The 22,843-nt window shown below is 71.6% G+C and carries 23 protein-coding genes; 7 read left to right on the forward strand and 16 right to left on the reverse strand.

Annotation, left to right across the window (positions count from 1 at the left end; translation table 11 throughout):
- Positions 1 to 153 precede the first annotated feature (153 nt).
- Complete coding sequence (locus ACWD4G_RS35170) at positions 154 to 984, reverse strand: alpha/beta fold hydrolase (RefSeq protein ID WP_451300825.1); 831 nt, start codon at positions 982 to 984, stop codon at positions 154 to 156.
- A 240-nt stretch (positions 985 to 1,224) separates the two neighbouring features.
- Between ACWD4G_RS35170 and ACWD4G_RS35175 the strand changes: the two genes are divergently transcribed.
- A complete protein-coding gene (locus ACWD4G_RS35175; RefSeq protein WP_451300827.1) occupies positions 1,225 to 2,112 on the forward strand; it encodes an RNA polymerase sigma-70 factor in 888 nt (295 codons plus the stop codon).
- 193 nt (positions 2,113 to 2,305) lie between these two features.
- Positions 2,306 to 3,067, forward strand: a complete 762-nt coding sequence (locus tag ACWD4G_RS35180) for a GntR family transcriptional regulator (RefSeq protein WP_451300829.1) — start codon at positions 2,306 to 2,308, stop codon at positions 3,065 to 3,067.
- A gap of 166 nt (positions 3,068 to 3,233) precedes the next feature.
- On the opposite strand, the gene ACWD4G_RS35185 is transcribed toward ACWD4G_RS35180, so the two are convergent.
- The 3 genes from ACWD4G_RS35185 to ACWD4G_RS35195 all read right to left on the reverse strand — a co-directional run bounded on the left by ACWD4G_RS35185 (position 3,234) and on the right by ACWD4G_RS35195 (position 6,491).
- Positions 3,234 to 4,376, reverse strand: a complete 1,143-nt coding sequence (locus ACWD4G_RS35185) for an ROK family protein (protein ID WP_451300831.1) — start codon at positions 4,374 to 4,376, stop codon at positions 3,234 to 3,236.
- 122 nt (positions 4,377 to 4,498) lie between these two features.
- Positions 4,499 to 5,167, reverse strand: coding sequence for a response regulator transcription factor (locus ACWD4G_RS35190; RefSeq protein ID WP_451300833.1), 669 nt, complete (start codon positions 5,165 to 5,167; stop codon positions 4,499 to 4,501).
- A gap of 163 nt (positions 5,168 to 5,330) precedes the next feature.
- Positions 5,331 to 6,491: a sensor histidine kinase gene (locus ACWD4G_RS35195; protein ID WP_451300835.1), complete on the reverse strand. Its 1,161-nt coding sequence runs from the start codon at positions 6,489 to 6,491 to the stop codon at positions 5,331 to 5,333.
- Positions 6,492 to 6,599: 108 nt separating this feature from the next.
- Here ACWD4G_RS35195 and ACWD4G_RS35200 point away from each other — a divergent pair, with 108 nt between their 5' ends.
- From ACWD4G_RS35200 to ACWD4G_RS35210, 3 genes are all read left to right on the forward strand, one after another.
- Positions 6,600 to 7,571 carry an ABC transporter ATP-binding protein gene (locus ACWD4G_RS35200; RefSeq protein WP_451300837.1) on the forward strand — a complete coding sequence of 324 codons (972 nt, stop codon included), beginning with the start codon at positions 6,600 to 6,602 and terminating at the stop codon, positions 7,569 to 7,571.
- A 2-nt stretch (positions 7,572 to 7,573) separates the two neighbouring features.
- Positions 7,574 to 8,296 carry an ABC transporter permease gene (locus ACWD4G_RS35205; protein WP_451300839.1) on the forward strand — a complete coding sequence of 241 codons (723 nt, stop codon included), beginning with the start codon at positions 7,574 to 7,576 and terminating at the stop codon, positions 8,294 to 8,296.
- A gap of 69 nt (positions 8,297 to 8,365) precedes the next feature.
- The gene (locus ACWD4G_RS35210) at positions 8,366 to 8,803 is read left to right on the forward strand and encodes a hypothetical protein (RefSeq protein WP_451300841.1); all 438 of its coding nucleotides are present in this window, start codon (positions 8,366 to 8,368) and stop codon (positions 8,801 to 8,803) included.
- 104 nt (positions 8,804 to 8,907) lie between these two features.
- Here ACWD4G_RS35210 and mug read toward each other — a convergent pair whose 3' ends face one another.
- The 10 genes from mug to ACWD4G_RS35260 form a co-directional block, all read right to left on the reverse strand.
- Positions 8,908 to 9,453, reverse strand: coding sequence for a G/U mismatch-specific DNA glycosylase (mug, locus tag ACWD4G_RS35215; protein WP_451300843.1), 546 nt, complete (start codon positions 9,451 to 9,453; stop codon positions 8,908 to 8,910).
- A 16-nt stretch (positions 9,454 to 9,469) separates the two neighbouring features.
- On the reverse strand, positions 9,470 to 10,912 hold the full coding sequence (gene purB / locus ACWD4G_RS35220; protein WP_451300845.1) for an adenylosuccinate lyase: 1,443 nt from the start codon (positions 10,910 to 10,912) through the stop codon (positions 9,470 to 9,472).
- Between the two features lie 59 nt (positions 10,913 to 10,971).
- Positions 10,972 to 11,322 (reverse strand): DUF4326 domain-containing protein, encoded by a 351-nt coding sequence (locus ACWD4G_RS35225; protein WP_451300847.1) that lies wholly within the window; start codon positions 11,320 to 11,322, stop codon positions 10,972 to 10,974.
- Between the two features lie 25 nt (positions 11,323 to 11,347).
- Positions 11,348 to 12,187: an SGNH/GDSL hydrolase family protein gene (locus ACWD4G_RS35230; RefSeq protein ID WP_451300849.1), complete on the reverse strand. Its 840-nt coding sequence runs from the start codon at positions 12,185 to 12,187 to the stop codon at positions 11,348 to 11,350.
- A 623-nt stretch (positions 12,188 to 12,810) separates the two neighbouring features.
- Complete coding sequence (locus tag ACWD4G_RS35235; RefSeq protein WP_451300851.1) at positions 12,811 to 13,827, reverse strand: hemolysin family protein; 1,017 nt, start codon at positions 13,825 to 13,827, stop codon at positions 12,811 to 12,813.
- A complete protein-coding gene (locus tag ACWD4G_RS35240) occupies positions 13,824 to 15,155 on the reverse strand; it encodes a hemolysin family protein (protein WP_451300853.1) in 1,332 nt (443 codons plus the stop codon). The genes ACWD4G_RS35235 and ACWD4G_RS35240 overlap by 4 nt, the downstream gene beginning before the upstream one ends.
- 230 nt (positions 15,156 to 15,385) lie before the next feature.
- Positions 15,386 to 15,811 (reverse strand): GNAT family N-acetyltransferase, encoded by a 426-nt coding sequence (locus ACWD4G_RS35245; RefSeq protein WP_451300855.1) that lies wholly within the window; start codon positions 15,809 to 15,811, stop codon positions 15,386 to 15,388.
- A 153-nt stretch (positions 15,812 to 15,964) separates the two neighbouring features.
- Entirely contained in the window at positions 15,965 to 16,882 is a 918-nt protein-coding gene (locus tag ACWD4G_RS35250; protein ID WP_451300857.1) for an LLM class F420-dependent oxidoreductase, read from the reverse strand.
- Positions 16,883 to 16,942: 60 nt separating this feature from the next.
- The gene (locus tag ACWD4G_RS35255; protein WP_451300859.1) at positions 16,943 to 19,531 is read right to left on the reverse strand and encodes an ABC transporter permease; all 2,589 of its coding nucleotides are present in this window, start codon (positions 19,529 to 19,531) and stop codon (positions 16,943 to 16,945) included.
- A gap of 4 nt (positions 19,532 to 19,535) precedes the next feature.
- Positions 19,536 to 20,420, reverse strand: coding sequence for an ABC transporter ATP-binding protein (locus ACWD4G_RS35260; protein WP_451300861.1), 885 nt, complete (start codon positions 20,418 to 20,420; stop codon positions 19,536 to 19,538).
- A gap of 231 nt (positions 20,421 to 20,651) precedes the next feature.
- Between ACWD4G_RS35260 and ACWD4G_RS35265 the strand changes: the two genes are divergently transcribed.
- Both ACWD4G_RS35265 and ACWD4G_RS35270 read left to right on the forward strand, forming a co-directional pair.
- The gene (locus tag ACWD4G_RS35265) at positions 20,652 to 20,891 is read left to right on the forward strand and encodes a toxin-antitoxin system HicB family antitoxin (protein WP_451300863.1); all 240 of its coding nucleotides are present in this window, start codon (positions 20,652 to 20,654) and stop codon (positions 20,889 to 20,891) included.
- A 4-nt stretch (positions 20,892 to 20,895) separates the two neighbouring features.
- A complete protein-coding gene (locus ACWD4G_RS35270) occupies positions 20,896 to 21,270 on the forward strand; it encodes a fic family toxin-antitoxin system, toxin component (RefSeq protein ID WP_451300865.1) in 375 nt (124 codons plus the stop codon).
- Here the strand turns inward: ACWD4G_RS35270 and ACWD4G_RS35275 are convergent.
- Positions 21,267 to 21,929: a class I SAM-dependent methyltransferase gene (locus tag ACWD4G_RS35275; protein ID WP_451300867.1), complete on the reverse strand. Its 663-nt coding sequence runs from the start codon at positions 21,927 to 21,929 to the stop codon at positions 21,267 to 21,269. The two genes, ACWD4G_RS35270 and ACWD4G_RS35275, sit on opposite strands and share 4 nt — an antisense overlap.
- Before the next feature lie 149 nt (positions 21,930 to 22,078).
- Positions 22,079 to 22,765, reverse strand: a complete 687-nt coding sequence (locus ACWD4G_RS35280; protein ID WP_451300868.1) for an esterase/lipase family protein — start codon at positions 22,763 to 22,765, stop codon at positions 22,079 to 22,081.
- Positions 22,766 to 22,843 lie beyond the last annotated feature (78 nt).

Raw genomic sequence — 22,843 nt, forward strand, 5'->3', positions numbered from 1 at the left:
ACCGGCGGCCTTCCGGCCCACCGGCGGCCTTCCGGCCCACCGGCGGCCTTCCGGCCCACCGGCGGCCTTCCGGCCCACCGGCGGCCTTCCGGCCCACCGGCGGCCTTCCGGCCCGCCTGTGGCCCACCGGCCCAGGCGTCGGCCGGCCTGCGATCAGCGGCTGCCGTCGAGGATGACGCGGGCCACGAGGGCGGGGTCGTCGTTCATCGGGCAGTGGCCGCAGCCGGGAAGGCGGACCAGACGGGCGCCGGGGATGATCTGCTTGGCGCGGACGCCCTGGCGGCGGACGAGGAGCCAGTCCCGGGTGCCCCAGGCCACGGTGACGGGGAGGCCGGGGATGTCGTCGGAGAACTGGACGCTGCCACCGGCCCGCAGAGTCTCGTCGAACCCGGTCGCCCGCGCGAGCGCCAGCGTCTCCGCGACCACCGCCTCGGGCGAACGGCGGCCGGGACGGGCGTAGATGGTGCTCGTCAGCATCGTGCGCCCGGCCGCCGACCTGGACAACTGCTCGACCAGCGGCAGCGGCAGCCGTCGCGAGATGTGCCGCATGGCGAGCAGCACACCGAAGGCGTAGCGCCGCTCGGCCTCGTTCCAGAACCCGGCCGGGGACAGGGCCGTCACCGACCGTACGAGCTTCTCGCGGCCCAACTCCAGGGCGAGCAGCCCGCCGAGGGAGTTGCCCGCCACATGCGGGCGGTCCAGGTCCAGCGCCTCGCAGAACGCCCCGAACACGGCCGTCGTCGTGGGCAGGTCGTAGGGCAGCCCGGCGGGCAGTCCGGGGGACTCGCCGAAGCCGGGCAGGTCCACGGTGATGACCTCGCGCTCGCCCGTCATGAGATGGGTGACCGGGTCCCAGGCCTGCCGGTGATGGCCGATGCCGTGGAGCAGGAGCAGCGGTTCGCCGGTGCCCTCGCGCGCGTAGGAGACGGTCACGGTCCGCGGGCCGACCGGGGAGGGAACCTTGAAGGAGACCGTGGCGGACATGGTGCAACTCCTCGTCTGTGGGCCCTCGTCGCCGAGGGCGGGCGCGCGGTGTGGCATACGGCCGGTGTGGCATACGGCTTTCGTAGACAGCTTGTCAGCAACTCCTACTGGCGGGTAGCCCTTGGGGGTGACAAGCGTCCGCGTGTCGCCGGGGGCACCCGTATGGCGGGCCGCCGCGGGCAGCCGCGGGCCGTCCGGTGCTCCTGGACACCGCCGTACCCGTCGGGATGGGATGAGACCGTGACCACTGACACCGCGACCGACGTCTTCGAAGAACACCGCCCCGTCCTCATGGGAGTGGCCTACCGCATGCTCGGCCGGGTGGCCGACGCCGAGGACGTGGTGCAGGAGGCCTGGCTGCGCTGGTCCGGCACCGACCGGGCCGCCGTGCGCGAACCACGCGGATACCTGGTCCGCGTCACCACCCGGCTCGCCATCGACCGGCTGCGCCAGGTGCGGTCGCGCAACGAGGCGTATCCCGGCCCGTGGCTGCCCGAGCCGTACGTCACCGACTATGTGGGCACCGTCCCGGACACCGCCGAGCGGGCCGTGCTCACCGACACCGTCTCGCTCGCCGTCCTCGTCGTCCTGGAGGCACTCTCGCCCCTGGAGCGCGCGGTGTTCGTGCTCCGCGAGGCCTTCGGATACCCATACGCCGAGATCGCCGCCATGCTCGACCGCGCCGAGCCCGCGGTCCGTCAACTGGCCGGGCGGGCCCGCAAACACGTCGACGAGCGCAGGCCCCGCTACGAGGTCGACCCCACCGAGCAGCGCGAGTTGACCGAGCGGTTCCTCGCCGCCGCGGCGGGCGGCGATCTCGAAGGGCTGATGTCGCTGCTGGCCCCCGACGCGCGTCTGGTCGGCGACGCCGGTGGTGTGGGCAAGGCTCCGGTGCGCGTCCTCGAAACCGCCGACAAGGTCGGTCGTTTCCTGCACGGCGTCGCCGCCAAGGGCCTCCTGGACGTCTCCGTCCGCCACATGGAGATCAACGGTGCCTTCTCGTTGGTGCTGCTGTCCGCCGGAAAGGTCGACAGCGTGTTCCAGCTCGACGTCGCCGACGGCCGTGTCCAGTGCGTCTACATCATGCGCAACCCGGAGAAACTGGCGGCCCTGTCGCTCGACGACTAGACGCGGCCGGTCACCCGGCGGCTCCCGGCCGCCGGGTGAGGGAGCGCGAGCCCCCGCGAATGACGTCCGGCCCCCTGGATTGGTCTTGACCAAGGGTGGGGGCCCGCCTATGGTCGCAAGAAAGTGCAACAACCTTTAATAAACAAGGGCGCTAAAAACGCCGCCGGGCCACGGCGAAGCAGCGGAGGACAGGGTGGGGACCCAGCAGCTTGAAACGGTGCCGGAACCGAAGTACTGGCATCTGAAGACCGTGCTCACCGAGGCATTGGACTCCGAGTTCTCGGTGGGGGAGATCCTGCCCAACGAGCGTGATCTCGCGGCCCGTTTCGGTGTCGCCCGGGCCACGCTCCGCCAGGCGCTGGAGCAGCTGGAGCTGGAGGGCAGGCTGCAGCGCCGGCGCGGTGTCGGTACGACGGTGGCCCCGCCCCGCGTGGGCGTCGCGGTCGGTGGCGAGCAGCAGGCATGGCCGGGCGCCATCGGGGACGCCTGGCAGGCCGTGGACTGCGCGCAGGCGGCGCCGCCCGCCCAGGTCGCCGACATCCTGGAGAGCCTGCACGGCGAACAGGTGCACATCGTGCGCCGCTCCCGTATGTCCCACGGCCAGCCCGTCGCCGCGGAACTGCTCTACGTCCCGGCCCGCTCGGTGCCCGCGCTCTCCGGCATCGACGCGCCGTCCGGCGCGGCACGCGCGCGTGCCGTGCTGCGCGAGCTGCACCGTCTGGAGCTGGAGGGCCAGGACCGCTCGGTGGAGCTGGGCTCGGCCCGCGCGGACGACGCCAAGGAACTCGACCGGCTCCCCGGCGCACCCGTCCTGGTCGTCACCACCCGCTTCTTCGCCGAGGGCCGCACGGCCGCCGTCTCCCTGGCCACCTACCGTGCTGACACGTGCCGCCTGACCTTCGGCGACACGGGCGGCGTGGAGATCCACCACGGCCCGGAGCGCCGCGCGTCCTGACGACGCCGACCGCGTCGGTCGAGACCGCCACTTCTGAAGCCGCACCCCCGCGCCCCACAAGGGGCGCGGGGCAGTGTGGATATGCGGCTACCGCCGCGCGGGCGCGACCAGCCACGACGGCGCCGCAGACGAACAACTACCCAACACTGCGCCCATAGCGGAGCGCTCACGTGCCGTCCACCGCGAACAGCTCCTCCTCGACATGGTCGAGGGCCAACCGCAGCGCACCCATCGCGACGGCCGCCTCGCCCAGCAGGGACAGGGCCACCCGGGGCGGGCGCAGACAGTAGCGGGCCAGTTCCTCGCGCAGGGGTTCGAGCACATCGTCGATGCCGGCCGCCCAGCCGCCCACGACGACGAGTTCGGGGTCGAGGGCGAGGACGAGGGCGGCCACATCGTGGACCAGTCGCTGTATGAAGCGGTTCACCGCCGCCCGGGCCCCCTCGTCGCCCTCCCGCGCGTGCTTGAAGACCTCGGCGACCGCCTGCTCGTCGAGCGGATGCAGGGGCTCACCCGTGGTCGACAACAGCGCCTCAGGGGTCGCCTCGCGGCCCAGCAGATGGAGTGCGCCGATCTCCCCGGCCGCCCCTCCGTAGCCCCGGTGCAGCCGCCCGCCGATCAGCGAACCCGCACCCGGGCTGAGCCCCGCCAGTACGAACACCACGTCGTCCGACTCGGTGGCCGCGCCCTTCCAGTGCTCGGCGACGGCGGCGGTGTTGGCGTCGTTCTCGACCAGGACCGGGCACTTGAAGGAGCGGTACAGCCGCTCGCCCAGGTTGAGGCCGGTCCACTCCGGCAGGGCCGCGCACAGCCGTACGGTGCCGTCGGCCTCGACGATGCCGGGGCTGCCCACACCGACCGCGCGCAGCGAGTCACGGGAGACCCCGGACCTGCGCAGCAGTTCGGTCACGGTCGAGCGCAGCCGCTCCAGCCGTTCCTCCGCCGACGCGGACTCGGAGAGATCCTTGGACAGCGAGCCCATCACCCGCCCGTCGAGGTCCGAGAGCAGCGCGCTCACCCGGTGCGAACCCACGTCCACGCCCAGCAGATGGCCCGCCTCGGCCCGGAACCGGTAGCGCCGCGCGGGCCGCCCCTGCCGCCGGGCGACACTCTCGTCCGCGGCCTGCTCCACCACCAGCCCGGCCCCGACCAGCCCGTCGACGACACCCTCGACCGTGGGCCGGGACAGCCCGGTGACCCTGGTGATCTCGGTGAGCGTCGCATGGTCCGTGGCCCGCAGCGCGTGCAGCACCACCGCCGAGTTGATTCTTCGGAGCAGAGAGGGATCTCCGCCGGTCAGCCGCCCCAACGTCCGTCCTCCCAGCTTGCGCCCATGTTGGGCGGATCGTACTCGTCGGTGCGGTTCCCGGCGAGTGCCTGTCCCGCCCGACCTGCGACGATCACAGCCACGGCGACCGCGCTCGACCCGGCTCAGCCGGGCGCCACGAAGCCCGACTCGTACGCCGCGATCACCGCCTGGGTGCGGTCCCGCGCCCCGAGCTTCGCCAGTACGGCGCTGACGTGGGACTTCACCGTCTCGGTGCCGACGATCAGCCGGGCGGCGATCTCCGCGTTCGACAGCCCCCGGGCCATCAGCCGCAGCACCTCGGCCTCGCGCTCGGTCAGCGCGGCCCGCTCCATCGCCGCCCGCGCCGCCCGGTTGCCGCCGCCCGCTTCGCCGTACTCGGCGGCCAACTGCCGTACCGAGGCCGGGAACAGCAGCGACTCGCCCTCGGCGACCAGCCGCACCGCGTGCACGATCTCGGCCGGGCGGGCCCGCTTCAGCAGAAACCCGTCGGCGCCCGCGCGCAGCGCCTCGTACACGTACTCGTCGTTCTCGAACGTCGTCACCACGAGGATCTTCGGCGGCTCCGGCACGGTCCGCAGCACCGCCCGCGTCGCCTCGATCCCGTCCAGCAGCGGCATCCGTACGTCCATGGCGACGACGCTCGGCCGCAGCTGCCGCACCAGCGGGATCACCGCGGCCCCGTCCGCCGCCTCCCCGACCACCTCGATGTCCGGCTGGGCCTCCAACACGGCCCGCAGACCGGCCCGTACGAGAGGTTCGTCGTCGACAAGCAGAACGGTGATCGGCGGCATTCGATCAGCGTAGATCAGCGCGACGGCGACGTGACCGGCGCCCGACGGGCCGACCGGACGCCGGTCGACACCGGCCGGCCGAACGCCGGTCGGCACAGGCCCGGCCGTACGCCGGTCAGCAGGGCGGCCTGACGCCGGTCGGCGCAGGAGGGCCTGACGCCGGTCAGCCCAACGGCAGTTCCACGCGTACCCGCCAGTCGCCCCGGTCCGGGCCCGTCTCCGCCCGGCCGCCCAGCAGGGCCGCGCGCTCGCGTATGCCGCGCAGGCCGCTGCCCCGGCCGGGCCCGGGTATCCCGGTCGGCACGGGGTTGCGGACCTCAAGGTCCAGGCTGCCGTCCGTGACCGCGACCCGGACCTGGACGGGGACTCCGCCCGCGTGTCTGAGCACATTCGTCAGGGACTCCTGCAGGATGCGGTAGCCCTCGCGGGACACCGGGCCGGGCACGGTCTCCAGGGGCCCCGACAACTCGGCGTCGACCTTCGCGCCGGAGCCGCGCGCGGACTCCAGCAACCGGTCGGCGTCGACCAGTGTGGGCCGACCGCTCACGGGCCGCCCGGACTCCCTGAGTACGCCCAGCACCCGCTCCAGGTCCTCCAGGGCGGTCCGGCCGGTCTCCTCGATGGCGGTCAGCGCCCGCTCGGTGAACTCCGGGTCGCCCGCCGCCCGCGCCGCGCCCGCCTGCACCACCGCCACGGTCAACGCGTGCCCTATGGAGTCGTGCAACTCCCGCGCGATGCGATTGCGTTCGAGCAGTTGCTCGGTGCGCTCCTCCAACGCCGCCAGCCGTTCGGCCGCCGAGGGACCGAGGAGACGACGGGCGATCACGGTGGCCAGCTCACCGAGACCGATCACAACGGCGTACATCACGACGAGCGGGAGCGGCACCAGGAAGGCGTACGCCCAGTGCGGCTCGGTGACGGTCAGATACAGGTTCTCCGTGAGCGGGTGCCCGAGCGCGACCGTGATCAGGTCGTACGCGGCGATCGGCAGCCAGACGGTACAGAAGCCGGCCAGCCATCCGAGGGCCATCCGGATCTCCAGCCACAGCACCGTGCGGAACCGGTCGCCCCACGTGGCCGACGACGCCACGGAGAACCCCGACTCCTCCTCCGCCTCGTCGGGTGTCAGCAGCACCCGCGCCTGTACGCCCTCGCCCCGCCGCACGGCCGGGATCAGCCCCAGCGGGATCAGGAACAACGCGGGCATCCACAATCCGTCGGGCCTGATGAACGCCCACACGCCGATGGGGAGCACGGGCACCCAAAGGTGCACCAGGCGTGTGTACGTCTTTCCCCGGATCAACGGGCGCAGGAGGCGGGCCATTCGGTCATCGTGCCAGCCACCACTGACAACGGGCCTCCCCCGGGCGGGGGAGACGCTCTCCACCGGCGGGGGAGGCCCGGGCACCGACCTGACGGCCAGGCTGGGCCCATGACCAGCATCGACGTACGAGACCTCACCAAGGAGTACGGCACCACCCGCGCCGTGGACCACCTCACCTTCCGCGTGGAACCCGGCCGTGTCACCGGGTTCCTCGGCCCCAACGGCGCCGGAAAGTCCACCACCATGCGGCTCGTCCTCGGCCTCGACCGGCCGACCTCCGGCACCGCCACGATCGGCGGCCACGCCTACACCGCCCTCGACGAACCGCTCCGCCAGGTGGGTGCGCTCCTCGACGCCCAGGCCGCGCACGGCTCCCGTACCGCCCGCGACCATCTGCGGGCCCTCGCCGCCAGCAACCGCATCGCGCCCGCCCGCGTGGACGAGGTCCTTGAGGAGACCGGGTTGACGACGGTCGCCCGACGCCGGGTGAAGACGTACTCCCTGGGCATGCGGCAGAGGCTCGGTATCGCGGCGGCCCTGCTCGGCGACCCGCCCGTCGTCCTGCTCGACGAACCCTCCAACGGTCTCGATCCCGAAGGGATCATCTGGATACGCGAGCTGCTGCGTCGGCTCGCCCGGGAGGGCAGGACCGTCCTGGTCTCCAGCCACCTCATGAACGAGACGGCCTCCTTCGCCGACCATCTGATCGTCCTCGGCCGGGGCCGCCTCCTCGCCGACACCCCCATGGGGGAGTTCATCCACGCGCGTGTACAGCCCCGCGTACGGGTACGCACCACCGAACCCGAGGCGCTCACCGAACTCCTCGCCCGGCACGGCCACCGCGCCGACCTGGGAGAGCGCGGGACCGGGCACCTTGAGGACGCCAGCACGGTGATCGTGCACCACACGCGCGTGGAGGACATCGGCCGCCTCGTCTCCGGCGCGGGCCTGACGATCCTGGAACTCGCCGCAGAGGAGGCCACCTTGGAGCAGGCCTACCTCGACCTGACGGCCACCGAGGCCGAGTTCACGGCGGTGGCCCCCACCTCCGTCACCACCGCACAGCCCCAGGAGGCGTGACCATGGCGTTCGCACCCGTTCTCCACTCCGAGTGGATCAAGATCCGTACGCTGCGGTCGATGATCTGGGCCCTCGTGGCGATGGTCCTCGTCACCGCCGCCTTCTCCGCGCTCGCCGGACTCGACTCCGACGGCACCGACTTCGACCCGTTGTACGCGGCGTTCTTCGGCGTCAACTTCGGTCAGGTCGCGGCGGTCGCCTTCGGTACGACGGCCCTGTCGTCCGAGTTCCAGGGCGGCGCCCTCCGACTCACGCTGGCCGCGGTGCCGGAGCGGGGCCGGTGGTTCACGGCCAAGGCGATCGCGATCGGCGTACCCGCACTGGCCGTCGGCCTGATCACGGGGCTGGCGAGCCTCGCCGTGGGCAGTGCGGTCCTGGGGGACGAGATGGGCGAGCTCACCACCGCCGACAGCCTCCGCGCGGTCCTCGGCTGTGCCGTCTACCTGTCGCTGATGGCGCTGCTCGCGGCCGGCCTGACCGCCCTGCTGCGCAGCGGCGTGGCCACCCTGAGCATCCTCATCCCGTTCCTGCTCATCGTGTCCTTCGTCGTGGGCGACGCGTCCGGCACCGTCGCCGACTTCCTGCCCGACAAGGCGGGCCAGGTGATCCTCCACACGACCTCCGACAGCGCGCTCGGCCCCTGGACCGGCCTGGCGGTGACGGCCCTGTGGGCTGCGGCGGCCCTCGGGACGGGGGCGTGGAGCGTACGGCGCCGGGACGCATGACTCCCGTGCCGGTCCCGGCCGTCCGCTGACGCGGCGCCAATTGTCAGTGGTGCCTGTTCTACTGGACCCATGAGCATCACCCAGCATCTCGCCGTCATCGACCGGCTGTGCTCCGAGGACTTCCCGGCGGAGCCCGGCCGGTCCGACGTCGGCACGGCCGGACCCGGGTATCACGTCGCGGAGTTACAGACGAGCGACGACTTCTGGGAGGACGACGGCACTCGGCGGGAGGAGACCGAGGAACAGTACGAGGCGGAGCGGGACGCGCTCTCGGAGCGGCTCGGGGACCGCTGGGGACCCCCGCACGTCATCAGCCTCTGGAGCGTCCAGGAGCGCTCCATGGAGGGCGAGGACATACCGGAGCCGTGGGTCGTCCTCAGCTCGCACGTCCCGGATGTGCACCTCTGGCAGGTCGACGGCCGCTGGATAGCCCTCGGTGTCTCCCAGTGGGACAAGGAGCTGCCGTTCCAACTCGTCGCGTTGATAACGGAGATCGACCCGCCCTGAGACGGGTGTCGTCCTGAGCCGGATGCCCGCACCCTTGAAGGGCTCCCGCCGCTCCGACGGCTGATCGCCATGCGCACCGGGCGTGCCGCCGGGCCCCGACGGGGTCAGCCCTCGGCCGCCGCCCGCAGCCGCCCGAACTCCTCCGCCATCGTGGCGGCGGTCCAGTGCGCGTTGAGCCCGCTGGGGTTCGGCAGCACCCACACGCGCGAGTCGCCGATCACCCGCTCCTGCGGCCCGATCACGGCCTTGCGGTCCCCGAACGCGGCCCGGTACGCGGTCACGCCCACGACCGCCAGCCAACGCGGCCGAAGCCGCTCGACCTTGGCGGTCAGCAGACGCCCGCCCTCGACGTACTCGTCCGCCGTCAGCTCGTCGGCGCGTGCCGTGGCCCGGGCGACGACGTTGGTGATGCCGAGCCCGTACGACGTCAACTCGCCCTGCTCCGACGGCTTGAACAGCCGGGGTGTGAAGCCGGACAGATGGAGTACGGGCCAGAAGCGGTTGCCGGGGCGGGCGAAGTGGTGGCCGGTGGCGGCCGTCATCAACCCCGGGTTGATGCCGCAGAAGAGCACACGGAGGCCGTCCGCGACCACGTCCGGGACGAGTCGGTCGCGGGCGGCCTCCAGCTCCGCCTGGGTGAGGCGTGTCATCGTGTGCCGCGGCGCGTCAGAGGATCGCTCCGGGGGCGTAACCGGCGGCCTCGGGACGCTGCTTGACGATCTCCTCGACACGCCCCACGACGACACCGACCTGGGCTGCGGCCGCACCGGTGAAGGACAGCTTGTCGGCCATCAACGCGTCCAGCCCGTCCCGGTCCAGCGGAATGCGCTCGTCGGCGGCGAGCTTGTCGAGCAGTTCGTTGCGCTCGGCACCCTGCTCGCGCATCGCCAGCGCCGACGCGACCGCGTTCTCCTTGATCGCCTCATGGGCGACCTCGCGGCCGACCCCCGCGCGCACCGCGCCCATCAGCACCTTGGTGGTGGCGAGGAAGGGCAGATAGCGGTCCAGCTCCCGTGCGACGACCGCCGGGAACGCGCCGAACTCGTCGAGGACGGTCAGGAACGTCTCCAGCAGACCGTCGAGGGCGAAGAACGCGTCGGGGAGCGCCACGCGGCGGACCACCGAGCAGGACACATCGCCCTCGTTCCACTGGTCGCCGGCCAGCTCGCCGGTCATCGAGGCGTAGCCGCGCAGGATGACCATGAGGCCGTTGACGCGCTCGCACGACCGCGTGTTCATCTTGTGCGGCATCGCGGAGGAGCCGACCTGGCCGGGCTTGAAGCCTTCGGTCACCAGCTCGTGCCCCGCCATCAGCCGGATCGTCTTGGCCAGCGACGAGGGTGCCGCCGCCAACTGCACCAGGGCGGTCACGACCTCGTAGTCCAGCGAACGCGGGTACACCTGGCCGACCGAGGTGAACGCCTGCGAGAAACCGAGGTGCCCGGCGATCCGGTCCTCCAGCTCCGCCAGCTTGGCCGAGTCCCCGCCGAGCAGGTCGAGCATGTCCTGCGCGGTGCCGACCGGGCCCTTGATGCCGCGCAGCGGATAGCGGCCGAGCAGCTCCTCGACCCGGCCGTACGCCACCAGCAGTTCGTCGGCGGCGGTCGCGAACCGCTTGCCGAGGGTGGTGGCCTGCGCGGCCACGTTGTGCGAGCGGCCGGCCATGACCAGCTCGCCGTACTCACCAGCCAGCTTGCCCAGCCGTGCGAGCACGGCCACCGTACGGTCCCGCATCAGCTCCAGCGACAGCCGGATCTGCAGCTGCTCGACGTTCTCGGTGAGGTCGCGCGAGGTCATGCCCTTGTGGACGTGCTCGTGCCCGGCGAGGTCGTTGAACTCCTCGATCCGCGCCTTCACGTCATGCCGCGTGACCTTCTCGCGCTCGGCGATGGACGCCAGGTCGACGGTGTCCAGCACCCGCTCGTAGTCGGCGAGGGCCTCGTCCGGCACCTCGATCCCGAGGTCCTTCTGGGCCCGCAGCACGGCCAGCCAGAGCTGCCGCTCCAGCCTCACCTTCTGCTCGGGCGACCAGAGCGTGGCGAGCTCGGCGGAGGCGTACCGTCCGGCGAGGACGTTGGGGATACGGGGCTTGGCTGGCGCAGAAGTCACGTGACGAAATTCTACTGGCGATTCGTGCAGGTGAGCGCAGCGGGCCTCTTCGGAGGAACCTACGAGGGCCTGTCCGACCCGTCGGCGATCTCCGCCAGGATGTCCCCGTGGCACAGTTCGGGGGCGCACCAGCAGGCCAGGGTCTTGCCCCGTAGCTCCGGTACCAGGGCGAGCAGCTCGGGGTCGGCCATCAGGTACTCGCGGTACTTCTCCATGACCTCGGCCCGTGTCCCGTCCCGCTTCTTCTTCGGGGTGTCGTACTGGAACGGGTTGTAGAGCGGGTGCTGGGGCAGGTCCCAGTGGCCCATGGTCCAGCGGCGGCCGATGTAGACCACATCGCTGGGGGCGTACTCCAGGGAGGGGCCGAACTCGCCGATCCGGCCCTTGAGGTTGATCACGGTGGTCGTCACACACGCCTCCCGTCGCGACGGTTCCCTACGCTACTGGCCCTTCGTAGGGCAGCAACTCGGGCCGCTTGGCCGGCAGGCCGTCGCCGGACGAGCGGCCGGTGAGGCGGCGGCCGATCCACGGCAGCAGGTACTGGCGGGCGAAGCGCACATGCTCCACCTGGCGCGCGGCCCACGCGGGCGGCGGCGTCGCGGGCATCGGCGTACGCCACTCGGCGTCCTCGGCCGGATAGCCGAGGGTCTGCCACACCCCCTCGGCGACCCGGCGGTGTCCCTCGGGGGTCAGATGCAGCCGGTCCACGTCCCACAGGCGGGGGTCGGCCAGCGAGGGTGCCCCGTACAGGTCGACGACGACGGCGCCGTGCCGGGCGGCCAGCTCCTCGACGCACCCGAACAGCTCCTCCATGCGCGGCCGGAAGCGTTCCAGGACAGGGCCCTGGCGGCCGGGGCTGCGCATCAGGACGAGTTGCTCGCAGGCCGGGGCCAGCCGCTCCACCGCCGCCTCCAGCAGACCGCGCACCCGGCCCATGTCGCACTTGGGGCGCAGGGTGTCGTTGAGACCGCCGACCAGGGTGATCACGTCCGGGCGCATCGCGGCGGCCACGTCCACCTGCTCCTCGACGATCTGGCCGATCAGCTTGCCCCGTACCGCGAGGTTGGCGTACCGGAAGCCTGGCTTCGCCGCGGCCATCCGGCCCGCGAGGAGATCGGCCCAGCCCCGGTACGAACCGTCGGGCAGCCGGTCCGACATGCCCTCGGTGAAGGAGTCACCGACCGCGACCAGGCTGGCGTACGGCGGACTGGCGGGCGGGGTGCCGGGGGCGCTGGGCGCGCTGGGGTGGTTGGGGTGGTTGGCATTCGTCTGCATGGCGACAGCGATGCTATCCCGTGCACATACCCGCCGGTCGGTCGGCCTCCGCGTCCGGCCGGACTTGGCCCAGGGCCAAGTCCGGGACGGAGGCCGAGAGCGGGATGCGCCCCGGACCTCAACCGGCGTGCCCCACCCGGGCCGGAGCCGAGAGCGGCGCGGCTCCCGGGGCTTTGCCCGGCTTGTTCACCCGGCCTGAGTCAGGGTGGTGTGGGTCCTGGGTCTTGCCCGGCGTGCCCTGCTTGGCCGGAGTCGGGAGCGGCGTGGGTTCCCGGGGTCTTGCCCGGCTTGTTCACCCGGCCTGAGTGAGAGTGGTGTGGGTCCCGTGCCCTGCCCGGCCGGGAGCCGAGAGCGGCGCGGCTCCCGGGGCTTTGCCCGGCTTGTTCACCCGGCCCGAGCCAGAGCGGCGTGGGCCCCGCGCCCTGCCAAGCATGCCCACCCCGGTCAGAGCCAAGGCCCTGCCCGGCGTGCCCACCCGGTCGGAGCCAAGAGCGGCACGCCCCCCGGCCTCGCCGACCTGCTTCCCCCCCGGGCCTCGCCCAAGTCCCGGCCTCGCCCACGTCCCGGCCTTGCCCGAGTCCTCGGCCTTGCCCGAGTCCCGGTCTCGCCCGACCCGGCCGTGCTCAGATGGCAGGCTGTCCGAACAGTTCCCTCAGTACGTCCTCCATGGTCACGATCCCGGCCAGTCGGCCGTCCGAGCCCTGGACCGCCGCCAGATGCGTACGGCTGCGGCGCATCGCGGTGAGGACGTCGTCCAGCGGCGTCGCCTCCCGTACCCGTGCGATGGAGCGCATGTCGCGGACGGCGAAGGCCACGTCGCGCGGGGCCGCGTCGAGGGCGTCCTTCACATGGAGGTAGCCCACGATCCGGCGCCCCTCGTCCACCACGGGGAAGCGCGAGAACCCGGACTCGGCCGACAGCCCCTCCAACTCCTCGGGGGTGACGCCCACGCGCGCGTAGACGACGCGTTCCAGCGGGAGGACGACATCGCGGACGGGCCTGCGGCCCAGCTCCAGGGCGTCGTGCAGCCGCTCCTGGGCGCGGTCGTCGATGAGCCCGGCTTCGCTGGAGTCACGGACGATCCGGGCGAGTTCGGCGTCCGAGAACGTCGCCGCGACCTCGTTCTTGGTCTCGATCCGCATCAGCTTCAGCAGTCCGTTCGCGAAGGCGTTGATCGCGAAGATCACCGGGCGCAGCGCCCGCGACAGCGTGACCAGCGGCGGGCCCAGCAGCAGCGCGCTGCGCACCGGCTCGGCGAGCGCGATGTTCTTCGGCACCATCTCGCCGAGCAGCATGTGCAGATAGGTGGCCAGGGCCAGCGCGATCACGAAGGACACCGCGTGCCCGGCGCTCTCCGGCACGCCGAGGGCGTGGAACACCGGTTCCAGCAGATGCTCGATCGCCGGCTCCGCGACCACACCGAGGACCAGGGTGCACAGCGTGATCCCGAGCTGTGCGGCGGCCATCAGCGCCGACACGTGCTCCAGCCCCCACAGCACACTGCGCGCCCGCCGGTCGCCCTGCTCGGCATACGGCTCGATCTGGCTGCGGCGTACCGAGATCAGCGCGAACTCGGCGCCCACGAAGAACGCGTTGACGACCAGCGTCGCGAAACCGATCAGCAGTTGGACGGCGGTCATCGCGTCTCCTCCTCGTCGGACGGGACCACCGGCGCGTGCAGCAGCACCCGCGCCGCGCGGCGCCCGGTGGCGTCCACGACGTCGAGGCGCCAACCGGTGACCTCGACGGTGTCGCCGACGGCCGGTATGCGGCCCAGCTCGGTGGCGACCAGGCCCGCGAGCGTCTCGTACGGTCCCTCGGGCGCCTTCAGGCCCACGCGCGCGAGCTGGTCGGTGCGGGCCGAGCCGTCGGCCGAGTACAGGGCGCGGCCGTCGTCGTCGGTGCCGACGGGGGCCAGGTCGGGTGTCTCGTGCGGGTCGTGCTCGTCGCGGACCTCGCCGACGACCTCCTCGACGATGTCCTCCAGCGTCACCACCCCGGCGGTCCCGCCGTACTCGTCGATGACGACGGCCATGGTGCGCTTGCCCGAGAGCCGGTCCAGGAGGCGGTCGACGGTCAGGGTCTCGGGGACGAGGAGAGGCTCGCGCAGCAGCTCGGCGACGGAGGTGTGCAGCCGGCGCTCGGCCGGGACGGCGAGGATGTCCTTGATGTGCGCGGTGCCGATCACCGAGTCGAGGCTTTCGCGGTAGACGGGGAAGCGGGACAGGCCGGTGGCCCGGGTCGCGTTCGCCACGTCCTCGCAGGTCGCCTGGGCGTCGAGGGCGATGACCTGGACGCGGGGGGTCATCACGTTCTCCGCGGTGAGATCGGCCAGGTTGAGCGTGCGGACGAACAGCTCCGCGGTGTCCGCCTCCAGCGCGCCCTCCTTGGCCGAGTGCCGGGCGAGGGCCGCCAGCTCCTGGGGGCCGCGCGCGGACGCAAGCTCCTCGGCGGGCTCGATGCCGAAGAGGCGGACGAGCCGGTTGGCGGTGTTGTTGAGATGGGTGATGAAGGGGCGGAACGCGGCGCTGAACCAGCGCTGCGGATTGGCCACCCGCTTCGCCACCGGCAGCGGCGTGGAGATCGCCCAGTTCTTCGGGACCAGCTCGCCGACGACCATCAGCACGACGGTCGACAGGGCCGTACCGATGACCAGCGCCACCGAACTCGCCGCGGACGCGGAGACCCCGATGGACTCCAGCGGGCCCGCGATCAGCTTGGCGATGGACGGCTCGGCGAGCATACCGACGACCAGGTTGGTGACGGTGATGCCGAGCTGGGCGCCGGAGAGCTGGAACGTCAGATTCCGTACGGCCCTGAGGGCGCCGACGGCCCCTCGCTCACCGCGCTCCGCCGCCCGCTCCAACTCGCCGCGCTCGACCGTGGTCAGGGAGAACTCGGCCGCCACGAAGGCGCCACAGGCCAGCGAGAGCAGCAGTGCCACCAGAAGGAGGAGCACTTCGGTCATCGGGTCACCTCCGTCCCATGGTCGGGCAGGGGCGGGAGGATCGCGCGATGTCGTGCACCGGCTCGGACGCGTGAGGTACCGGGTCGGGTACTGGGAGGCTCGCCCATGGGCGGACGCTCACAACCTTTCCGTAGAAGCTGAGTGGTCCACCCATGGTAAAGGACGGGCAAAGTGCGGAGTCGGGTGCCTACGGTCACCCTCTTCGCCCGCTCCTTGGAGCCTCCCGCCGGTCATTCCCCGAGCGGCTTCACCCACCGCCGCCACTTCTCCTCCGGCCCGTACCCCGCCGCGCTCCACGCGTGATGGGCGGTCTCGTTCCGCACGAGCACCATCGCGTCGGCACGCCGGCCCCCGAGCCGTACGAACCGCTCCTCGGCGGCGGCCAGCAGCGCCGAGCCGATGCCCTGGCGCCGCCGCTCCGGGGCCACCGCGAGCCGGTACAGATGGCACCGCCAGCCGTCGAAACCGGCGATCACCGTGCCCACCAGGTCGCCGTCCAGTTCGGCGAGGATCAGGGAGTCGGGGTCGCGTGCCACCAGCCGTTCCACCCCGTCGCGGTCGTCACTGATGCTCGTGCCCTCGGCGGCCGCCTTCCAGAAGGCGAGCACGGCATCGAGGTCGTCGGGCGTCGCGGCCCGTATACGCAGGTCGGTCATGAGGTGATCTCAGCACGGCGGCCGAGGGGCAACCTGGAATTCCACGATCCGGACGCCCGCCCTCGGACCGACGGCCGCGCAGCGCCTCCATCGGCTCGCCCGCCCTCGGGCCGACGGCCGCGCAGGCCCTCCATCGGCTCGCCCGCCCTCGCGTCAACGCCCGCGCAGCGCCTCCATCACCTGGCCGAAGACCTCCATGTTCGGCTCCAGGACGGTCAGATAGGTGAAGCCGTACCGCTCGCGCTGGGCCAGTACCTGCTCGACGATCTCGTCCAGGGTGCCCACGAGGACCAGCGGCAGTCGGAGGATCTGCTCCTCGGTGAGGTGGGGGATGTGGTCGAGCCAGGGGCGCGCGGCGGCGGCGCGGTCGTCGGTGATCTCGACGATCTGGATCAGCAGGTTCAGCTCGGCGGGTTCCTTGCGGCCGGCGGCGAACTCCTGGTAGCGGGCGACCCGTTCGTCGAGTTCCTCCGCCGTGAGCGGTTCCAGCCGACCGCCCCCGACCGAACGGGCACCCGTGAACGCCGCGATGTCCGCGTGCTCGGCGGTGATCCGCAGCATCCGGTCGCCGTTGCCGCCGATGAGCAACGGCACCCCGGAGCTCTGGACCGGGCGTGGCATGGGGGTCCCCCCGCTTGAGCGCAGCCGAGAGTGGGGGAGCTCGTCGGAGCCGAGCAGGCGGTCCAACTCCTCGACAGTGCGCCGCAGATGGTCGACCCGCTCACCCGGCGACCCCCACGGCAGCCCCGCCTTCTCGTGCTCCGCCTCCACATACCCGGTGCCGAGCCCCAGCTCCAGACGCCCGCCGGTCAACGCGTCCGTGGTGGCCACCTCGCGCGCCAGCAACGCCGGGTTCCAGAAGCCCGCGTTGAGGACGAACGTGCCGAGCCGGGGCCGCTCGGTCGCCTCGGCCGCGGCGACGAGCGCCGGGAACGGGGCCGGCATACCCAGATGGTCCGGGACCAGGATCACGTCGAAACCGAGCTGTTCGGCGCGGCCGCACTTCGCCCGCCACTCCTCGCCGGACGTGGGACTGAGCAGATTGACTCCGAAGCGGAACGGGCGCGTCATGAACTCTCCTCACCGATACGGGACTTGAGCCGGAATACCGCTGGAACACCGGTGAGTACATCACTCGTGCGCGATTGCCGCCAGCACGTTCATCCGGGACGCGCGCAGCGCCGGGAGCAACGCGGCCACCACGCCGACCACCGCCGAGCCCACGACCACGGCGACGACCGTGCCCCAGGGGATCGCCAGCGCCCGCATGCCCTGCAACGCCAGCACCTGCTGGACGCACACGCCCCAGATCAGACCGAGTGCGAGCCCGAGGACCGCGCCGAAGACGGCGATGACCACGGACTCCAGCCGGATCATCCGCCGCAGCTGCCGCCGGGCCAGACCGATCGCCCGCAGCAGCCCGATCTCACGCGTGCGTTCGACCACGGACAGGGCCAGGGTGTTGACCACGCCGAGGATCGCGATGACGATCGCGAGGCCGAGCAACGCGTAGACCAGGTACAGCAGTACGGCGATCTGGCCGCGGATCAGCTCCTTGTAGTCGGCCTGGTCGCGGACCTGGACCTGCGGATACTCCTCCAGCGTGCGCTCCAGGTTCGCGCGCAGCGCGTCCGCGCTCGTACCGGAGGCGGCGTTGACGTACAGGGCGGAGTCCTGGCCGCCGGGTACGTACTTCTCGATGGTCGGCATCCCGAAGAACAGCCCGCCCTCGACGCCGAAGCCCTCGGCGGCCTCCTGGTCGGTGAGCGCGGTGACCTTCAGCTCGGCGTTCTTCCCGGCCGGGAACTGTACGGGGATGACGCTGCCGACGGTCACGTCGTGGTCCTTCGCGAAGTCCACGTCCATGGCGATGGCGCCGTCCGCGAGGGCCGCCGCGCTGTCGCCCCGCGCGTAGGTGACGTTCGCGATCTCGTCGAGTTCCGCGTCGTACGCGGAGGCGGTCGTCTCGATCCGGTCGCCGTCCGGCAGCCGTACCGCGACCGGGGTGAACCGCTGGCGTACGACCAACTCTGCCCCCTCCTGCGGCCCTGACCCCACCATGTCCTCGACCCGGTCGGTGACCTCCTGCGGGAACGGCAGGAAGTTCTGGTTCTGGACGACGAAGTCGGCGCCCAGGGTGCGGTCGATCTCGTCGTCGAACGACTTGGTCATCGAGGCGCTCGCCACCGACATCCCGGTGACCAGCGCGAGCCCCACCATCAGCGCGGCGGCGGTGGCACCGGTGCGCCGGGGGTTGCGCAGGGCGTTGCGCTGGCTCATCCGCCCGATGGAGCCGAACAGCGCGGGGAACGCGCCGCCGAGCACCCGGATCACCGGTCGTACGAGAAGGGGGCCCGCGACGACGGTCGCGATCAGGGTGAGGACCACGCCCAGGCCGAGCAGCGAGGCCGCCGAGCCGGTGTCCGTGGACACCGCGCACCCGATGAGCGCGGCGGCACCGGCCGCCCCGACGATCCCGCCGACCACCGCGCGCAGCCGCAGGGGCCGTCCGACTCCGGTGATCTCGGCATCGGAGAGCGCCGCCATCGGCGAGACCGTCGCCGCCCGCCGGGCCGGGAGATAGGCCGCGACGAAGGTGACGCCGAGGCCGACGACATACGCGGCGATCGGGGTGCCCGCACCGATCACCATCTCGGCGGCGCTCAGGTTCATCCCCAGGACGCCCATCAACTCGATCAGCCCGTACGCCAGTCCGATGCCCGTGGCGAGCCCGAGCGTCGACCCGACGAGGCCGAGCAGTGCCGCCTCGGTGAGCACGGACCGGCGCACCTGCCGCCGGTCGGCGCCGAGGGCGCGCAACAGGCCCAGTTCGCGGGTGCGTTGGGCGATGAGCATGGAGAAGGTGTTGACGATCAGGAAGACGCCGACCAGCGTCGCGATGCCGGCGAAGCCCAGCATCATGTACTTGATGACGTCGAGGAAACCGCCGAGTGAGGCCGCCGCCGACTCTGCCTGTTCGTCGGCGGTCTGGTAGTCGTACGTCTTCGGTCCGAGGGCGCGGGCGATGCGCCGCTTGAGCTGGTCGTCGGTGACGCCGGGCGCCGCCGTCACCGAGATGCTCGTGGCGGCCTCGGGGTCGCCCAGCAGCCTGGTCTGGGCGGTGGCGGTGTCGAGGAAGACGAGGGCGGCGCCGGGGTTGGTGGTGGTGAAGGTGGCGATGCCGACGACCTTCACCTCGAAGGAGCCGGGCCCCGCGAGCACGGTGAGCGTGTCGCCGATCCGCACGTCCTTCTTGTCGGCGGTGTCCGCGTCCAGCAGCGCCTGTCCGGGGCCCTCGGGCGCGTGTCCGCTGGTCAGTTCGACCGGGCTGCGGTCGGTGAGATACCAGTTGGTGGCGATGGTGGGGGCGCCCGTCGTCGGGCCCACCGACTCGTTCTCCCCGTCGACGACCGTGATGTTCTCCACGGACGCGTCGACATGCGTGTCCGCGACACCGTCGATCCCGGCGATCCGCCGGGCGAGCGACGCCGGTACGGTCTCCACCGCCCCGGTCGGCAGCTGCCCGTCGAGGTCGTCCTCCCTCGGGCCCACCGTGACATCGGCCGAGGTGGAGGCGAACAGCCGGTCGAAGGTGCGGGTGACCGTGTCCGAGAAGATCAGACTGCCCGCGACGAACGCCACCGACAGGATGACCGCCAGCGCCGACAGCACCAGCCGTCCCTTGTGCGCCAGGAAACTCCGCAGGGTCGCCCTGAGCACGGTCTCAGTCCTCGTCGAGGGCGGTCGGACCGGTGGTCCTGACCTCCATGGGCGTGCCCGGCGCATCCGCGGGCTTGCCCTCCCCGGCGGCCGGGCCGGGCCCCTGGCCCCCCGGGTTCCCGCCGGTGAACAGCCGCATCCGCTCCAGCACCGCCTCGGACGTCGGGCGCTCCATCCGGTCCACGATCCGGCCGTCCCCGAGGAAGAGCACCAGGTCGGAGTGGGCGGCGGCGCCCGGGTCATGGGTGACCATGACGACGGTCTGGCCCAGCTCGTCCACGGCCTCCCGCAGGAAGCCGAGCACCTCAAGACCGGCCCGGGAGTCCAGATTGCCGGTCGGCTCGTCGGCGAAGATCAGCTCGGGCCGAGAGGCGAGCGCCCGGGCGCAGGCCACGCGCTGCTGCTGGCCGCCGGAGAGCTGGGAGGGCCGGTGCTTCAGCCGGTCCCGTAGTCCCAGGGTGTCGATGACCTGGTCCAGCCACTTCTCGTCGGGCTTCTTGCCCGCGATGTCCATGGGCAGGGTGATGTTCTCGGCGGCGGTCAGCGTCGGGATCAGGTTGAAGGACTGGAACATGAAGCCGATCCGGTCACGCCGCAACCGGGTCAGATCGCGATCCTTCAGCCCGGTGATCTCGGTGTCCCCGAGCCACACCTGCCCCGCCGACACGGTGTCGAGCCCCGCCAGACAGTGCATCAACGTGGACTTTCCCGAGCCCGAGGGCCCCATCACGGCGGTGAACCGGCCGCGTGCGATGTCCACGTCGACCGAGTCGAGGGCGAGCACCGCGGTCTCGCCCGAGCCGTACGCCTTCGTCAGGCCCCGGGCACGGGCGGCGACACCGTCCGCTTCCGCTCGGCCGAGGGAGTGCTCAGCGGCAGCAGTGGACAAAACGGCCTCCAGGATCGAACCAGTTCGAATTCCGGGCGTTCTCGGACGAGCCTAATGTGATCCAGTGCACACCCGGTATCCCTCGGAGGTCAGATGCGCCCCTCCGTCGCAGGTCGGATGTTCGAGGCCGATGTAAGGGGCACCGATATGCCGCCCCTGAGGGAGGGTCCGCGCCCCTTACGGGCAAGGGCGCACTTGCCCCCGCTAGCACCCCGGCGCTAGCGTCGAACCATGGCCAAGACCCAGCTGAACGTACGGGTGGACGAGGACACGGCCCGAGCCGCCCGGGAACGAGCCATGGAGCGTGGGATGAGTGTGAACCGGTACATCGAGGAACTGGTCAAGCAGGACACCGGAGAGGTGGGGCACACCTTCGTGGAGTCCGCCGCCGATTTCATGAAGCAGTACGAGGCTGTCTTCGCCGAGGAGTTCGGCGGGGAGTCCGAAGGCCGGCGCGAAGGGCGTCACTGATCCCTTGAGTCAGCTCCGTATCGACCTCGCCTGGCTCCTGATGGTCGCCGAACGGAAGACGCCCGGAGATCCCCAGGTCACCGACTGGGGCGCCCTGGTCGCGGCCGTCGCCCGCCACGAGGCCGAGATCTTCGACGTCCCCGTCTACGACACCCCGCACGCCCGAGCCGCGTCACTCCTGCAACTCCTGATGCATGTCCCGGCGCTGGAACGCTCCAACGCCCTGTTCGCCTCCGCCGTCGCCTACGGCTATCTCGTCGCCAGCGGCGTCAAGGTCGTCACCTCCCCCGAGCGGGTCCGTGAACTGGCCAAACTGGTCAAGAGCGGCGAGGCGACCGTGTACGACATCGCGCACGAGCTTCGGCAGTGGAGCGCCTAGGAGTCCTCGGCCTCGGGTCGCCGCGCCCGGCCCATCACCAAGCGGGAGCCGGGGAGCCTCGGCCCCCGCGCGGTCGGCGTGACCTCCTCGTATGTCTCGATCTCGAACCCGGCCGCGCGGATTTCCGCGAGCGGATCGCGTGACACATGGCAGCCGCCGAACAGCAGCGGCCACACTGTGCGGTCCAACGCGCGCTGGACCAGGAGCATCGGGCCCTCGCCGCCCCGGCCGTGCTCGAAGAACCGCAGCTCACCGCCGGGGCGCAGCACCCGCCGCACCTCGCCGAGCGAGCGCCGTACGTCCCGCACACTGCACAGCACCAGGGACAGCACGGCCGCGTCGAACGCCTCGCTCTTGACCGGCAGCGCCTCCGCCGAGCCCGGTACGACATCCACGGGCACCTCGGAGCGCAGGGCGGCCTCCAGGGCCAACTGCCTCAGGGAGCGCTCCGGTTCGATGGCCACGACCTCCGAGACCGTGGTCGGGACATGCGCGAAGTTCAGACCGTTTCCGGCGCCGATCTCGATGATCCGCCCCGAGAGCCCGTCGAAAAGCCGGTCCCGCAGCGGACCCACCTTCGGCTCCGCCGACACGCTCAGCCTCGCGTAGAAGCGGGCGAAGAGCGGATGGTGCACGGCGTCCTTGGGGGCACTGGCCATCACGGACCTCCCGAGGGGGGACGGCGGTTACCGCGATTGTCCCCCGGGAAGCACCGGCTCACCCGTCCGGAAGCGCCGGTGCGCCCGTCGCGCGACCCTGGGGAGTGGTCGCGCGACGGGCGCGCAGGGCGTACGACAAGCCCAGTGGGTCAGGCGACGAAGTCGCGCACCTGCTCGTAGACGCCGTAGTCGTTGTTCATGTCGGTGTGCGAGACACAGCCGACCTCGACATTGGTGGCGCCGCTGAGGATCGCCGTGGTGTCCGGGGTGAGCGCGTCGTCGCAGTTCGACCAGTAGCTGGCGTACGAGACGCTGCCCGGGGTCTCGTCACCGGAGTTCAGCGAGGTCAGGAACGAGCTTCCGGTGTACATCTCCGCGCACGAGGTGTACAGCCACGAGCACCACGAGGCCGTCGTCGTCCCGTGGTTGACGCCCGCGACCGACACGAAGTCGTCCACGGACGAGGTACCGCTGAGGTTCTTGAGGTAGTAGCGGGAGTTGAGCGCGCCCATCGAGTGCACGACCAGGTCGACCTTGGAGGCGCCGGTCGCGGAGAGGACGCTCTGAATCTTGGTCCGCAGTTGCTGTGCCGTTGTCACATTGGACTGCGCCCAGTCATAGGACCAGGCGTACAACTCTGACGACGAGTAACCGTCCTCCTCGAAGTACGAGACCCATTCGTCCCAACTGCTGGACGAACTGCTCAATCCATGCACGAAAACGATCGGGTTGTGGGTCGCGGCCCGAGCGGGGGCGGCCGTGAACGTCAGTGACAGAAGGAGCGTGGTGGTCACGGTCGCGAGGGCCGTGGCGATACGGCGCATGCGGCGATGCATGGTGCCTCCTGAAACGGGTGGGGTCGAACAGGAGTGTCAGATGAGGTCTACGCGCGCCGCATCGGTGAAATCGCCGGT

This window comes from Streptomyces sp. NPDC002643 (assembly GCF_053592555.1).